Source organism: Fluviicola sp. (assembly GCF_029266855.1).
Classification (GTDB): domain Bacteria; phylum Bacteroidota; class Bacteroidia; order Flavobacteriales_D; family Crocinitomicaceae; genus Fluviicola.
The window spans coordinates 245,516-259,494 of sequence record NZ_JAQSWB010000002.1 but is presented as its reverse complement, the minus strand read 5'-3'; the positions used below and the strand labels follow the sequence as shown (position 1 = coordinate 259,494).

9 protein-coding genes are annotated in these 13,979 nt (G+C 43.1%); 5 read left to right on the top strand and 4 right to left on the bottom strand.

Going from position 1 to position 13,979, the window contains the following annotated elements:
- Both K0S23_RS06575 and K0S23_RS06570 read left to right on the top strand, forming a co-directional pair.
- Complete coding sequence (locus K0S23_RS06575) at positions 1-3,054, top strand: type I restriction endonuclease subunit R (RefSeq protein WP_300355635.1); 3,054 nt, start codon at positions 1-3, stop codon at positions 3,052-3,054.
- Positions 3,055-3,092: 38 nt separating this feature from the next.
- Positions 3,093-3,617, top strand: coding sequence for a hypothetical protein (locus K0S23_RS06570; protein ID WP_300355634.1), 525 nt, complete (start codon positions 3,093-3,095; stop codon positions 3,615-3,617).
- A gap of 30 nt (positions 3,618-3,647) precedes the next feature.
- Here the strand turns inward: K0S23_RS06570 and K0S23_RS06565 are convergent, their stop codons facing one another.
- The gene (locus tag K0S23_RS06565; RefSeq protein WP_300355633.1) at positions 3,648-4,166 is read right to left on the bottom strand and encodes a hypothetical protein; all 519 of its coding nucleotides are present in this window, start codon (positions 4,164-4,166) and stop codon (positions 3,648-3,650) included.
- Positions 4,167-4,701: 535 nt separating this feature from the next.
- Between K0S23_RS06565 and K0S23_RS06560 the strand changes: the two genes are divergently transcribed.
- Positions 4,702-5,418 carry a hypothetical protein gene (locus K0S23_RS06560; RefSeq protein ID WP_300355632.1) on the top strand — a complete coding sequence of 239 codons (717 nt, stop codon included), beginning with the start codon at positions 4,702-4,704 and terminating at the stop codon, positions 5,416-5,418.
- A 353-nt stretch (positions 5,419-5,771) separates the two neighbouring features.
- On the opposite strand, the gene K0S23_RS06555 is transcribed toward K0S23_RS06560, so the two are convergent.
- Both K0S23_RS06555 and K0S23_RS06550 read right to left on the bottom strand, forming a co-directional pair.
- Positions 5,772-7,376, bottom strand: a complete 1,605-nt coding sequence (locus tag K0S23_RS06555; protein WP_300355631.1) for a fumarate hydratase — start codon at positions 7,374-7,376, stop codon at positions 5,772-5,774.
- A gap of 131 nt (positions 7,377-7,507) precedes the next feature.
- On the bottom strand, positions 7,508-7,885 hold the full coding sequence (locus K0S23_RS06550; RefSeq protein WP_300355630.1) for a GxxExxY protein: 378 nt from the start codon (positions 7,883-7,885) through the stop codon (positions 7,508-7,510).
- A 222-nt stretch (positions 7,886-8,107) separates the two neighbouring features.
- On the opposite strand from K0S23_RS06550, the gene K0S23_RS06545 reads away from it, so the two are divergent.
- Positions 8,108-9,667: a HAMP domain-containing sensor histidine kinase gene (locus K0S23_RS06545; protein ID WP_300355629.1), complete on the top strand. Its 1,560-nt coding sequence runs from the start codon at positions 8,108-8,110 to the stop codon at positions 9,665-9,667.
- 138 nt (positions 9,668-9,805) lie between these two features.
- Here the strand turns inward: K0S23_RS06545 and K0S23_RS06540 are convergent, their stop codons facing one another.
- A complete protein-coding gene (locus K0S23_RS06540) occupies positions 9,806-10,801 on the bottom strand; it encodes a glycosyltransferase family 9 protein (protein WP_300355628.1) in 996 nt (331 codons plus the stop codon).
- 152 nt (positions 10,802-10,953) lie between these two features.
- Here K0S23_RS06540 and K0S23_RS06535 point away from each other — a divergent pair, with 152 nt between their 5' ends.
- On the top strand, positions 10,954-13,962 hold the full coding sequence (locus K0S23_RS06535) for a M1 family metallopeptidase (protein WP_300355627.1): 3,009 nt from the start codon (positions 10,954-10,956) through the stop codon (positions 13,960-13,962).
- Positions 13,963-13,979 lie beyond the last annotated feature (17 nt).

Here is a 13,979-nt window from a genome sequence, read left to right as displayed (position 1 = left end):
ATGTCCAACCTCCTCGAAATAACCATCCAAAAAGCAGCCATCGAATGGTTGCAAGATCTGGGTTATCTCTATATTGGAGGAAATGCCTTGCAGCGTGACCTCAAAAAAGTGGTTTTGGAAGAAGAACTGCGTTCCTTTCTTACTAAGACTTATCCGAATATTCCATCAACTGCCATCAATGAAGCAATGGCAGAGTTTACTCAGCTGCAAAGTATGGATCTGGATTACCGCAACCGTGAGTTTCATTTGAAATTAACACAAGGAAAAGCGGTTAGTTGGAAAGACAAAGATGGAAAAGAATGTGCACAACATCTCTATCCTATTAACTATGAAAACCCGGAGGCCAACTCGTTCATTTGTTCCGATGAAATTACTATTCTGGGAAAGAACAAACGAAGAACGGACTTAGTTGTATTCATTAATGGTTTGCCATTGGTGCTTTTCGAGTTTAAGAATTTATTCGATCAGGAAGTTGGCGTAGAGGAAGCACATCGTCAGATACAGCACTATACCCTGGATATTCCACAGCTTTTTGATTTCAATGCCCTGACAATTATTTCAGACGGTAGAGAAGCATTGCACGGAATGTATCATGCAGCTTTCCAATGGTTTGCTCCCTGGAAGACCATAGATGGTGAAACAATTATTCAAAACAATCAACAACAATTAAACACCTTAATTGCAGGCTTATTTCCGAAGCAAGTATTGTTGAACTATATCCAAAACTTCATTTTCCATGAAGATCACAATGGAAAACTGATCAAGAAAGGAGCAAAGTATCATCAATTCTACGGAATCAGGAAAGCTGTTTCAAGCACCTTAGAAAATATCAAACCGAAAGGTGATGGTCGCTTAGGTGTTATCTGGCATACCCAGGGTTCCGGAAAAAGTATTTCAATGGCCATTCTTACAGGAATTCTTCGTGCCAAGGCAGAATTGAAGAATCCGACTATTGTTATTCAGGTAGATCGTAATGATTTGGATGAACAACTTTACGATAATTTTGTTTTCTGCAAAGATTTGGTAGGAGATGTACAACACGCTACGTCAACCGATGAATTGAGACATTTACTAAGTTCAGACGGTGGTGGGGTAATATTTACGACCATTGAAAAGTTTCGGTTAAAAGATGTCCTCCCCCTTAATCCCCCTCCAAAGGGGGAAACTCAATCCTCTGATTCACAACAAAGGGGGAAGGAAGATAAACATCCGGTTCTTTCAGAACGAACAAATATTATAGTCCTGGCGGATGAAGCCCATAGAACACAATACGGTTTTAATGATGGTGGATACGCTCAAAATTTACGTCGCGCTCTGCCAAATGCTTCCTTCCTGGGATTTACAGGAACACCGGTAGATGGAAAAGATGCAGATACCGAACTGGTATTTGGTCCAACAATACATACTTATGATATAAAACAAGCGGTTCAGGATGGAGCAACGGTTCCTATTTATTATGAGCCGAAGATGATTCCGATGAATATCAAAGGGGAATACACCCAGGAATTGGAAGCCACAACTGCCGATGACACTGACGAAAGCAATGCAGTTTGGGCAGCTATCGAAGATGCTGCCGGAGCAAAAGAACGAGTAGATAAAATCGCAAAAGATATTCTCGAACATTTCACTAAGCGTACCCAAACACTAGATGGGAAAGCTATGATTGTTTGCATGAGCAGAAGAAACTGTGTTAAAATGTTTGATGCTCTGAATGCATTAGAAGGTTGTCCGGAAATAGCGGTAATAATGACTGGAAACATCGCGAAAGATCCTATTGCGTGGAATCCGCACATTCGCACCAGTAATGAAATGGAAGCCATCAAAGAGCGTTTGAAAAAACCGAATGATCCTTTGAAAATGGTCATCGTACGAGATATGTGGCTTACAGGAATGGATGCTCCGGTTTTGCATACTCTGTATGTTGACAAAATCATGAAAGGCCATAACCTGATGCAAGCTATTGCGCGCGTAAATCGTGTCTTTGAGAATAAGCCTTCCGGTTTAGTTGTGGATTTCATTGGTATTTCAAATTTTCTCGCAGACGCAACAAAAAAATATACCAGTGGTGGTGGAACAGGTAAACCAACATTTGATTTGGATGGAGCAGTGGAATTGTGTTTGAATCAATTAGACCTTACAAAAACCTTAATTGGCGGATTTGAAATAACCGAAATCGAACAATTTTCCGCTTCCCAATCTATGAATTGGTCTAGTGAAGTTTTAAATGCGTTAATGAAAGATGACGCCACTACTGACAATTTCTTGAAAGAAGAAAGGAAGTTGACAGAACTGGTCGCGATGACTTCTTCAGATGAACGGATTTGGGAAATTCAGGAAGACGTTGCAGTCATTCAAAAATTCAGACAGGTTATCCGAAAAATAAAAATTCCACCCGGACAAAAACGAGAGAAACAAGAAGCTATAAAGGATTTGATTAGCAAATCCCTTGCTGCCAATAAGATTGTTGATTTGGCGGAAATGTATGATATTGAGAACGCCGACATCTCTATTATTGACGATCGTTTTCAAGCCATTGCGAAGAGCAAAGGAAACGAAAACGTAAAAATTGAATTACTCAAACGCATCATCAACGATGAAATCCGTGCACGTTTAATGTCTAATATGACCAAGATGTCATCGTTGAAAGAAGCTTTGGAAAAAGTTTTGAGCAGTTACCACAAAAACACATTAGATAGCATTGCTACAATCAAGCACCTTTTGGATATTGCGAAGGAATTTTTGGAAGAAGACAAACGATTGAAAGAGCTTGGTTTAACTACAGATGAATTGGCTTTTTATGATTTGCTTTCCACTAGGACCGAACTACTGAACGTACAAGGACCAATTCAAGATTTGGTTCACCGCGTGGTAGATTCTATGAAGAAAAATTTGCAATTGGACTGGACGAAGAAAGAAAATGCAAAAGCAGCTATTCGTTTGGCAGTCAAAAAAGAACTGAAAGGTAAAGTTCCATTTTCTGAACTCGATAACATACTAAAAGTAATTATAGAACAAGCAGAGGGTCAATTTAAGGATTGGCCGTTGGTAGGTTAAAATATTCCATCATCGTAACAATAAAAATAATTACAACTATGTCAAACCACAAAACCATTACAGACCTCATAAAGGCTTATGCCAGTGTTTACCAAGAATTTGAAACGATTCAACATAGTGAAATCCTTCCAAAAGGCGATCAGAAGACAGGTGTTATAGGTGAGTACTATGCAAAAAAACATATCGAATCATTATCAAATAGTGAATTGATTGAATATGCGAAATCTGGAAAGAAATATGATATTAAATATGTCGATTCTAAAACAAAGAGTAAGATCAAAGTTCAAGTAAAATGTGTTTCTGCTCATTCTAATACAAAAACAATTGCACCGTTGAACATGGGGACAGGCGCGTTTGACAAACTTTATCTGATCGCATTAGATGAGAATTTCATTCCAGTTGGTTTCTATATAAATGAGTTTGATGACTTGAAAGGACGGCTGAAAAAAGATCAATTGTGGATTAGGGGTTCGAAAATGAAACATGTTGGTGAAAATGGCTCCAGAGTTTATGACTTTTCAAATAATCGGATTGATGAATTGTTGAACGCATTAGATAAATAACTTTATCTCCGATTTTTTCCATCGCTCCGATCACATCACCCTCCCCTGCACCTTCCTCATCCTCCTTTTCGCATCTCTCGGAAAAGCATTAGTTATTTTAACCCCATGAGAAAAAAGGGCCCCCAGATCCGAATAGAAAATAGTCAATCCCTCGGCTGATACAAAATAAGCATCAGAGTCATTATTCCGAAAATAATAAGCCGTGCCGCCTTTATGCCAATAGCGGTACACTTCTGTCCATTCATCGGGTCGAATGCGCATTTTGTTGTTTTTATTGCGAAATAAGAGACTGAACTTAAGAAGCGGTCTTTTAAACTCCAGATTCCCGTTCAAATAGGTAACACGGGTATAAGACAAAAGTATTAACTCATAAACCGAGTAGAAAATAACGATTCCAATAATTAATAGTACATAGTTTGACGGATTGCGATTAAATCCTAAAATAAATCCGGAAGGAAAGGTCAAAAAAAGAAGTGCGTAATATCCAATTGTCCAGCCATTATTCCACGTCCGCAATTTATCGTCATTTACCCAGTCAGGTTTTTCCATACAATAAAAATAGTAAATCACCCAACAACTGAAAACAACTAAGCCCACAAGTACTTCGAGGTAGTTCATATACGAAACCCGGGAATCCTACAATATCTCCATCCTACCCCGCAAGTAATCGAAGCATGCTCCACAACTGCTTCCATCATATCCTACAAGTGAACAAAGTGAACCCCACAGATCAGAACGAGAATCAGAAACAGAATGAGGAATTAAATCATCATGCTCGCTCTCATTCTCTCCCTTTAAAGTAGATGAACCCTACAAGTAAGAAGAGACTACCCTGCAAGTACTCCCGTGATACCCCACAACCAAAAGCAGCTAGACCCACAGGTACTTCCAACCAACCCTACAAGTGAACGAAGTGAACCCTGCAAGTACTCTTAAGTGACCCCACAAGAAGCTCCGGAAACGAAAATAGTCGCTCATTCAAACCGCCGCTTTGAAAAAAAGCAACTGCACTTTGCTCAATAAACCCCGGGTTTTAACGGCCCTTAACAATCGGTGAAACAATAAGTTGGCACCCATTTTCATTATGCAGGTATTAACCATTAATTCGGTAAATCATGAAAAAGACCACATTGAACCACCTGGCCATGTACCAGAATGTACTCGCAGTGGTAAAGACCATCAAAGCACCTGGAGCGGAGTTCCGGCATTCGTAAACACAGTAGATCAATTCGAAAGCTTGCTCAACGAGCTGAACAACAGGCTCAACCAGCAAAACACCGTAACGCAGGGGATCACTAAAGACAAAGAAGCCTTCATGGATCAACTGATCCGGGACATCAGCTACCTCAAAAAAGGATTGTTCCTCCATGCAACACAGACAAACAACCTCATTCTGCTTGAACGCCACAGGGAGTCGCTCACCAAACTCAAAAGCATGGGAGCAGAACGTTTGAAAATTGTCAGTGCCACATTACTGGAAGATCTTGAAACCTATGAAAGCTTTTTGACAAGTGTAGGAATCGATGCACAGCGCATCCAGGAATTCCGAGACATGGCAACAGTCCTCGAAGAACGCAAGAACTCCGTACGACAAGCGATCATTGAACGCTCCATCGAGACGAAAAGCATCCGCGAACTGGAGAAACAGCTCAACGCCCTGCTCATCAACCAGCTCGACCGCTTTATCAGCCTCTTCCAAAGCACCAACAAGCCCTTCTTCGACACCTACAAAGCCTCCCGGAAGATCATCGGGAACAACGGAGGACCGAAGAACGGACCAAAAGGAAGTGCCGCAGCATAGTAAGGTCCGTTTTTATTAACCACGAAGCACACAAAGAGCACGAGGTTTTATTTGTTTAGTGTGAAAGGGATTATCTATATGAAGGTGATCCCTTTTTCTTTTCTCGTTCGCAGCCAGAAATAGATCAACTAAGGGAAATCTAAAACCGGCCCTTACGCTGGAAATCGTTAAAAACAAGCAAATGAAGCGAAAAAAAGCATTCCTTGTTTGAACCGTCAGTATGACGGTGAGTTTCGAATGCTTTCGCGGAATGTCGCGTAGTTTTTAGATTTTCGAGTATAGGCCTAGACCTTTTTGGCTCCACTTTTTTGTGGCAATGACAAAAAGGTGGAAATTATTTTGAGATGAGTTTTTTACAAATTCTCAAAGAAATCATTTCCTTTATCATCCGTAATAATAAACGCCGGGAAATCCTTGATCGTAATCTTTCTCACTGCTTCCATTCCCATTTCCTCGAAGTCAACAACCTCTACCGAAAGGATGTTTTCCTTCGCTAAGATCGCTGCCGGGCCACCAACCGATCCCAAATAGAATCCGCCGTATTTCTTACAGGCATTCGTTACGTCTTTCGAACGGTTTCCTTTTGCCAGCATGATCATACTTCCGCCCTTGCTTTGGAACAAGTCCACGTAGGAATCCATACGACCGGCCGTTGTAGGACCGAAACTTCCCGAAGCCATTCCTTCCGGGGTTTTCGCAGGACCTGCATAATATACCGGGTGATTCTTGAAGTAATCCGGCATCGGCTCACCTGCATCCAGCATTTCTTTGATGCGGGCATGAGCTGCGTCGCGCGCAACGATCAATGTTCCGTTCAACTTCAAACGCGTTTTGATCGGATATTTGGATAATTCGGCCAATACTTCAGCCATCGGTTTGTCTAGGTCAATAGTTACCGGCGGCTCCAAATGCGGAGGAATTTCAGGTAGTAATCGGCGCGGATTTTTCTCCAGCTGCTCAACGAATAAACCGTCTTTGGTGATCTTCGCCTTGATATTGCGGTCAGCCGAGCACGAGACTCCTAATCCAACCGGACAAGAGGCCGCGTGACGCGGAAGACGGATCACCCGTACATCGTGCGTAAAGTATTTCCCACCGAACTGCGCACCGATCGTACTTTCCTGGCAAATCCTGTTGATGCGTTTTTCCCACTCCAAATCACGGAAAGCCTGACCTCCCATGTTTCCTTCCGTAGGCAGATGATCGTAATAACCTGCAGAAGCTTTTTTCACAGCCGCCAGGTTCGCTTCAGCGGAAGTTCCGCCTACTACGAAGGCCAAATGGTACGGCGGACAAGCGGAAGTCCCAAGGTCTTTGATCTTTTCCTTGATAAATTCCTCCAGTGAAGCATCGTTCAGTAAGGATTTTGTTTTCTGGTACAGGAATGTTTTGTTGGCAGAACCACCACCCTTTGCCAAAAACAGGAATTCGTATTTCGCACCTTGACCGGCGTAAAGATCGATCTGTGCAGGAAGATTGGAACCCGAATTCTTTTCTTCGAACATGTCTAAAGCCACGATCTGGGAATAGCGCAGGTTCTTTTCCTGGTATGTATTGTAAATTCCTTTCGAAAGGTATTCGGCATCATTCGCGCCGGTGTAAACGTCTTCTCCTTTTTTACCAACCACGATCGCCGTTCCGGTATCCTGGCAGGAAGGAAGCTGTCCTTCAGCTGCAACCGTTGCATTCTGCAGTAAGTTGTAAGCCACAAAGCGGTCGTTATCCGTTGCTTCCGGGTCGTCCAGGATCGCACGCAATTTCTCCAGGTGAGAAGTTCTGAGGTAAAACGAAACATCACTCAATGCTTCCTGGGCCAAAAATTCCAATCCCTTGGGATCAATATTCAGCACTTCCCTGTTCCCGATCTGTTCCACAGTTACATAGTCGGAAGAAACTTTGCGGTATTCGGTCGTATCCTTTTGGATCGGATAAGGTTCCTGGTAAAAAAAGTCAGCCATAATTTTGTTTTGCAGGTGCAAAATTAATGAAAAAGGGATTGAAAGATTGAAATCATTAATTCAGAATCAAGATAAATAAGACACTTTATAACCGCAAAGAGTGAAAGAGCGCAGAGGTTTTTAAATTGTCGTTATAACTTGTTTACAACTCGCTGTATCCCATACTTTAGCCGTGCCTCATTAAAATTAATCAGTAAACCAAGTTTGAGATCAGTCAGTTTGAGGTATGTTAAGGTTTGTGCAACATGAACATCGCATAACTCTTTTACAGCTTTAAGTTCTATAATTACCTTATCCTGAACAATCAAATCTATTCTCAATCCAGTTTCAAGATAAATATTCTTATAGGTTAAGGGAAGTTCTACTTGCTTTTCAACTTTTAACCCAAGTTGTTTTAATTCGTAATACAAACAAGTTTCGTAAACATTTTCAAGAAGCCCCGGTCCTAGTTCTGTATGAACCTCAATAGCAGCTCCAATAATAATCGATGATAATTCGTTTTCAGTCATTCGAATAGTAATTAGTTATCATTCTTAAGTTAAGAAGAATTTTTCAACTTAGGAACCTCCTCTTTCCATCTTAAAAAAATAATTCCTTTAATTCTTTTCTTAGAATGCAGAGAGTAATGGAACATTCATTGTACTTTGCGTTCTTTCACTCTTTGCGGTAAAAAAGAGTATCCTGAGGCAATTTCACACCCAAAACAACGTTTTTAATTACATTCGTAACAAATGAATTTATACTCCAACAAACAGAAATGGAAAATCGTGTTGCTGGTGATCGCTCTCATCACAGTTGCGGCTTCGCTTTGGGTATCGAATTCAACCGTGCAAAAAGTATCCGACCGGGAACGTTTGCGTGCAAAACAATGGGCAGATGCCATCAAGAAAAAGGCCGAACTGGTGGAGTTTACCAACAGGGCATTCCAGCAGCTGCGCGGGTACGAGCGCCGCAAGATCAAATTATACCTCGACGCAACGAAGGAAATCTCCAAACCTATTGAAGGCGATGTATTTCCCGATTACCGCTTCCCAATAAGCATCATCAACGAAAACAAAGACATCCCGGTAATCCTGGTAGACGATCAAAACCAGATCTCCAGCTACACCAATATCGATTTCGACACGGCGGATCTGCGTTCAATGTACCCCGATCTGTCCAAAAAAGAATTGATCCGGAAATACGAAGACAGCCTTTTGTCATTAACCAAAATCTGGGAGAAAAACCACGAGCCTTTCCGGATCGAAGTAGTTCAAGGCCTGACCATGACTTCCTTTTATACCGATACCAAACGAACCATCCAACTGGAAAAAGAGCGCGATTCCCTGATTTCAGCTTTCAACAACGAACTCATCAATGACTCGAAGCTGATCCCGGTTGTTCTGATGGATAAGAACAAGGACTCGCTGATCTCAAGCAACTTACCCAAAGAAAAAACCTCCGCTGAAAATCTTGAAAAGACCTTGCATTCGCTCGAATTAGTAAACGAACCCATCAAGATCTCTTTTGGCGGCGATGAGGTCAACCTGCTCTATTTCGATAATTCGGATGAATTGAAACAGCTGCAGTTCTTCCCCTACATCCAGTTCCTGATCATCGGGCTATTCATCTTTATCGGTTACCTGCTCTTCAGCACCTTCCGGAAGGCGGAACAAAACCAGGTTTGGGCCGGAATGGCAAAAGAAACCGCCCACCAGATGGGAACACCGCTTTCGTCTTTAATGGCCTGGATCCAGTTGCTGGAAACACAGGACGTGGATCAGAACATCATTGCAGAAATGCAAAAAGACATCGAACGCCTGGATACCGTTTCTCAGCGTTTCTCAAAGATCGGGTCGGAAACACAACTCAAGCAAAGCGATATTCGCTTAACCATCCAGGGAGTGATGGATTACCTGCGTCCGCGCATCTCGCAAAAAGTAGAAATGACGACGCATTTCGGAAGTGAGCCCATCATGGTTAGTCACAACAAATCACTGATGGAATGGGTAATGGAAAACATTATACGGAATGCAGTGGATGCCATGGAATCCAAAGGAAAACTGGACGTGAGTATTAAAACAGTTCCCGAACGGGTCTACATTGAAATCTCCGATACCGGGAAAGGTTTATTGCCCAAACAGTTCAAATCCATCTTCGAACCCGGCTACACCACCAAAAAACGCGGCTGGGGATTGGGCTTATCTTTGGTGAAGCGGATTGTAAAAGAATATCACAAAGGGAAAGTATATGTTGTTCACTCCGAGATCGGGAAAGGAACAACGATCCGGGTGAGTTTGCCATTGAAATGACCACGAAGAGCACTAAGCACACGAGGGTATAATTAAACCTGGTTATATCCCATTATAGTTACAACTGTATGTGTTATTATACTAACAATATAAATAACTAATTATAAATAGACTTCGTGATCTTTGTGTACTTTGTGGTTAAACGCTTATATCAATCCTTCCGCACATGAAATGGCCTTCCGGGCAGATCTTTCCGCCATGTAAACCACAAGGCCGGCAGATCAGTGCTTCCTTCGTTTCACGAATCTCGCTGTCATCCGAAAGCGGTCCGAAACCAAAACGCGGCACGGTAGCACAGAAAAACGCGGTTACCGGAGCATTCACCGCGGTGGCCATGTGTAAAGGACCGGAATCGTTTACAAAACAGCGCACAGCCTTTTCAAACAGTGCACAGGATTCCAATAAATTCAGTTTTCCTGCTAAGTTATTCTCACCCGGTAAATCCGCGGCTTGAAGAATGCGTTGACACAATTCAAAGTCAGCAGGTCCGCCTACGAGGAAAACACTTCCTTTTCGCTTCAGGTTTGTAGCCAGTTCGATCCATTTTTTCTCCGGGAGCTGCTTGGTGAACCAAACGGAAGCCGGAGCAAGTGTATAGAACGGACCGTTTGTATAAGCCGCAACTTTCGCCCGGTCCTGGTCTGAAGGAAAAACTTCCGGACGAACCAAAGACTGTGCTCCGTGATGGGCAATACATTCCAGGTTGCGCTGCACTTCATGCTTCCCTTTTCCTATTTCATGTTGAATCTTGATATTGTAGCAAAAAGAAAAGGGATTCTTATTGAAACCAACCTTCTTCTTTGCACCGGAAAGAAAGGTTATCAGGCCAGAACTTCCGAAACGCTGCAGGTTGATCACCTCGTCGTATCTTTTGGATCTGAAAAGCCCGATCAAACGCTTGATCTCTTTCCACTTCCCTTGTTTCTTATTGAAGGAAAACACTTCGTGAATGGCAGGGTGATTCTGCAGGATCGCTTCATTGCCTTTTCGTACCAGCACATCGATCTCTGCTTCCGGATGCAGACGCTTCAATTCACTGATCACGGGAGTGGCCAAAATGACGTCCCCTAAAAAAGCTGTTTGAATAATTAAAAAGCGTTGCATGGAGTAAAAGTACAGGTTTTCTCCACTCATTTCCCACAGATGCACAGATTAATTGCTCGCCTACCGGTCTCGCTTAGATGGCGACTGGTAAGCGCCATGAAAAATCTGTGCATTTGTGGTAAAATAGAAAATTACCCACTGGAAACTCATTATTCTTAAATTTGTATTCTTATTTCCAAACTATGAAATCGCAACTACTCCTGGCGTTCCTTTTTTTAGGGTTCATTTACACACCCTCCTATTCCCAATCCTATTGGCAGCAAAAGGTCGATTATACGATCACGGTCAAACTGGATGATGTAAAACACAGCCTGAGCGGGTTCGAAAGTTTCGTCTATCACAACAATTCTCCCCAAAGCCTGGATTTCATTTACATTCACCTGTGGCCAAATGCCTATGCGAGCGGAAAAACAGCACTGGGGAAACAGTTGTATGAACAGGGAGATCCCATCCTTAGCTTCGGGAAAGATTCCATCCGCGGAGGAATTGACTCGCTGCATTTCCAGGTCAACGGACAGGATGTTTCTTTTACACTTGATCCCGAAAACCCGGATATCGGTAAACTAAATTTGAATACACCAATTAAACCGGGCGAATCAATCACCGTTACTACTCCTTTTCATGTCAAAATTCCTTCCGGGGAAGTTTCACGGTTGGGACATGTCGGACAATCGTATCAAATCACCCAATGGTATCCGAAACCTGCAGTTTATGACAAAAACGGATGGAACCAGATGCCTTATCTGACCCAAGGAGAATTCTATTCCGAATACGGAACCTTTGATGTGTCGATTACACTTCCCAAAAACTATGTGGTCGGAGCAACGGGAGATCTGCAGACAGCATCCGAAATTGATTTCATGAATGAAAAAGCAGCTTATACCAAAGAAAATTTTCAAACGCTGCTGCAAAAAGAAAACCGCTCGAATAAATTTCCCGCCTCATCTCCTGAATGGAAAACGATTCGTTATACCCAAAAAGATGTACACGATTTTGCCTGGTTTGCCGATAAACGTTATGCCGTGTTGAAAGGCGAAGTTGAATTGCCTCATTCCAAAAGGAAAGTAACGACCTGGGCCCTGTTCACTCCAAAAAACGCAGGTTTATGGAAGAAGGCTCCTGAATACATTCACGACGGAACGTACTACTACTCACTTTGGAACGGTGATTATCCTTACAACCAGGTGACAGCAGTAGACGGAACTATCTCTGCCGGCGGTGGAATGGAATACCCGAACGTAACCGTGATCGGAAATGCAAGTTCGGACATAGCATTGGAAGTAGTGATCGTTCACGAAGTCGGGCACAACTGGTTCTACGGAATTCTGGGAAGTAATGAGCGCGTTCACGGATGGATGGACGAAGGAATGAATACCATGAACGAATTGCGCTACATGTATACGAAATATCCGAAAAACACCTATTTATCCGACCAGATTCTGAACGGAAGATTCCATTTCGATCATTTGAGTCATTACGATTCAGGCGATTTTATTTACCGCATCGTAGCAGGAATCGGGGAAGATCAGCCGATAGAAACACACTCTGCTAAATTTTCGGGAACGAATTACGGCGCGGTGATGTATATGAAAAGCGGACTGGTTTTTAATTACCTGAAAGAATACCTGGGCGATTCGCTGTACGACCAGGCCATGCAAACCTATTACAGGGAATGGAGTTTCAAGCATCCGCAACCCGAAGATATGCGTGCGGTATTGGAACGCGTTTCGGGAAAAGATCTGTCGTGGCTGTTTCATGATCTCATTCAGACTACAAACCACATCGACTACAAGATTACAAAAGTGAGATCGTTTGGGGGAAAAACAACTGTTACCGTAAAAAATACAGGGCAGGTCAACGGACCGATCGAAGTAGCGGGTTTCCGCGACGGGCAAAAGATCCAGACACTGTGGGTCGAAAACGGAGCAGAGAAATCAGAAGTGACTTTTGATTCGGAGATGGATGCCGTGCAGATCAATGCCAGCGGAAGAGCTCCGGAAATTGTTCAAAGCAATAATTACTGGCACAAAAAAGGCTTGTTCGGGAAGATCGAGCCGCCCCGTTTACAGTTTCTCATTGGAAAAAACGAACCGAAAAGAAGTAACCTGTTCTGGAGCCCGATCCTGGGTGGGAACGAGTACGACCGCTTTATGCTGGGCCTGGCACTTCACAACTTCAGCCTTCCGACAAAGCGTTTTCAATTCCTCCTGGCTCCCATGTATTCGTTCTACGGACAGCGAATTTCGGGGATCGCAGAAGCAAGCATTACCTGTTTACCAAAGAAAAATCTCAAACTTTCCCGCCTCGGGATTTCCCTGCGATCATTTAAGAATGATACCACGAGAATGAACAATGGATATTATGTCGCAGTGCTGCCCTACTGGACGGCAAAGATCGGCAATCGCATCGGCGGACCGATCAGTCAGACCATTCGCTTGCAAAGCATGTATCGCCTGGATGTATTCCGTCCGAAACAACGCGAGCTGATCGGCGGCTACCTGCAATATGATTTCAACTACTCCAAAGAAGATCACAAGGTAGATCTGCAGGTGCGAACAGATTATGCCGCAAACCCGGTAAACAGCGACAACCTTTCCCGCTCATCGGTCGCAGCAACCTACAAATACCGCTACATCAAAAACAAGCGTTCGCGCTGGGTTGAATTGCGTTTATTTGCAGGAAACTACTGGAATTTCGACATGTACAAATCCGGGAATGTAACAGATTATGCCTTCGCTTTAAGTGGTGCAGGCGGAAGCCAGGATTTGTTTATTGAGGATTATTTCTTCGGCCGTTCGGAACAAAGCGGTATTTGGTCGCAACAGCGCCTGGACAACATGGGCGGATTCCGTTCCACTGTCGGGAATGGTCAATCGGGTTATTTCGGAACCACGACCACCTGGATGACCGCTGCAAATTTCTACCTGGAAACCCCCATCGGACCGAAGATCTTCGGGATCTATGCCGATTTCGGAATATTCGACCAGGCATTCAAAACACAACCGACACAAGTATTTGATGTTGGATTAGCCATGCGATTGGGGAGTATTTTCGGGATTTACTTCCCCGTTTACCAATCGGACAACATTACCCAGGCTTACCTGACTGAGAACTATGCCGAACGGATTCGATTTACATTGAAATTCAATTTGACGAATAAGCCGGCTGATATTATGAAGCTGCTGCCGTAAAAGCTGCTGCATTTTCT

What these genes read in the sequence shown, in the direction of transcription:
- K0S23_RS06575 (WP_300355635.1), top strand. Translation starts at nt 1, where the DNA reads ATGTCCAACCTCCTCGAAATAACCATCCAAAAAGCAGCCATCGAATGG.
- K0S23_RS06570 (WP_300355634.1), top strand. Translation starts at nt 3,093, where the DNA reads ATGTCAAACCACAAAACCATTACAGACCTCATAAAGGCTTATGCCAGT.
- K0S23_RS06565 (WP_300355633.1), bottom strand. Translation starts at nt 4,166, where the DNA reads ATGGAAAAACCTGACTGGGTAAATGACGATAAATTGCGGACGTGGAAT.
- K0S23_RS06560 (WP_300355632.1), top strand. Translation starts at nt 4,702, where the DNA reads ATGCAGGTATTAACCATTAATTCGGTAAATCATGAAAAAGACCACATT.
- K0S23_RS06555 (WP_300355631.1), bottom strand. Translation starts at nt 7,376, where the DNA reads ATGGCTGACTTTTTTTACCAGGAACCTTATCCGATCCAAAAGGATACG.
- K0S23_RS06550 (WP_300355630.1), bottom strand. Translation starts at nt 7,885, where the DNA reads ATGACTGAAAACGAATTATCATCGATTATTATTGGAGCTGCTATTGAG.
- K0S23_RS06545 (WP_300355629.1), top strand. Translation starts at nt 8,108, where the DNA reads ATGAATTTATACTCCAACAAACAGAAATGGAAAATCGTGTTGCTGGTG.
- K0S23_RS06540 (WP_300355628.1), bottom strand. Translation starts at nt 10,801, where the DNA reads ATGAGTGGAGAAAACCTGTACTTTTACTCCATGCAACGCTTTTTAATT.
- K0S23_RS06535 (WP_300355627.1), top strand. Translation starts at nt 10,954, where the DNA reads ATGAAATCGCAACTACTCCTGGCGTTCCTTTTTTTAGGGTTCATTTAC.